The sequence below is a fragment of the Sulfuricurvum sp. MLSB genome (assembly GCF_000747095.1).
Classification (GTDB): Bacteria; Campylobacterota; Campylobacteria; order Campylobacterales; family Sulfurimonadaceae; genus Sulfuricurvum.
This window is the reverse complement of sequence record NZ_JQGL01000077.1, coordinates 1-1013: the sequence shown is the minus strand read 5'-3', so window position 1 is coordinate 1013 and position 1013 is coordinate 1. Positions and strand designations below refer to the sequence as shown.

Here is a 1013-nt window from a genome sequence, read left to right as displayed (position 1 = left end):
CAAGTAATTTTGCCTCTTTGTTCGGCTTCAAAAACAGTAAAACTTTCCCCAATTCTTGTTGGCCGTTCCATTGGATAATTTCTTCCAGGTCCCGAATGAGATGGAACACTAGCAGTTGCTATAACATTATATGGTATAAACTCTGATAATTTTTCATTTTGGTTCCCTTTGGAATCGATTTCATCTACCCATTCATTGGTAAATATCTCTTCCGATTCGTCCACAAGAGCTGGTGGTTTAAAAAGCGACTTTATAAAATCTTCTCGATTTTTAGTCGGCCTGTTTGATTCTTCGTTCAAATTTTGATCTTCGTTGTTCACGGCATCATCCTTTCGTTTGTAATTGGTTCCGACGAGCAGCATTTAATGCCCTATTCTGTGCAAGAATTTCATTTCTAGACATTTTCTTTTGAGGGCTATTTTTAATACTGCAAACTCGAATAAGGGTCAAAAGACGATTAAGATGCCACTTTTGACATTCAAATGGAATATTAAGGGCAATCATCCAATAATAAATTAATTCGGAAGTTATTACTTCGCGTTGTCGTCCTGTTTGTTGTGTTTTACCAAATGTGGTCGCTGTCATTGGAGCATCAATGTATTCATTAATGATTGTTAATTGATCATCGGTTATAATGTCCTCAATTTTTTCCGGAACATTTCGAGAAATGATCATACATTTAACATAATCACGAATTTGTTCATTTGTCTTCTTTTCTTTAGCCAAAAATGGTTTGCACCATTTAGCTTCCCATTTAGATAGCGAGATAAGAGAATGTTCTAATTCAATCTGCCTACCTGGCACGTCAACAAACTTAGAGGTTGATTCATCAAAATACTCTTTTTGGGATGTAGTTATAATTAACATGTCTTATCTCGCTTATCTGCTAAATGAAAAGAATCTATCCTATCGATCCAACAACCGTTGAATAAATTTAAGCATATCATCTTGGTTCGTAAGCATTTGCTCAACAAAAGCATCATATGCAGCCGATTGTTTAAACCGTACTAAAA

Annotated in this window: 2 protein-coding genes; both read right to left on the bottom strand. The window is 35.2% G+C overall.

Annotated features, from left to right (window positions below; genetic code table 11):
- The coding region (locus JU82_RS06340; RefSeq protein WP_037948233.1) for a hypothetical protein at window positions 1–320 on the bottom strand (320 nt) is incomplete at its 3' end.
- 4 nt (window positions 321–324) lie between these two features.
- On the bottom strand, window positions 325–867 hold the full coding sequence (locus JU82_RS06335) for a hypothetical protein (protein ID WP_037948230.1): 543 nt from the start codon (window positions 865–867) through the stop codon (window positions 325–327).
- Window positions 868–1013: the final 146 nt, after the last annotated feature.

Bases quoted from the DNA above. Each gene is read 5' to 3' on its own strand.
- JU82_RS06335 (WP_037948230.1), bottom strand. From the start codon at position 867: ATGTTAATTATAACTACATCCCAAAAAGAGTATTTTGATGAATCAACC.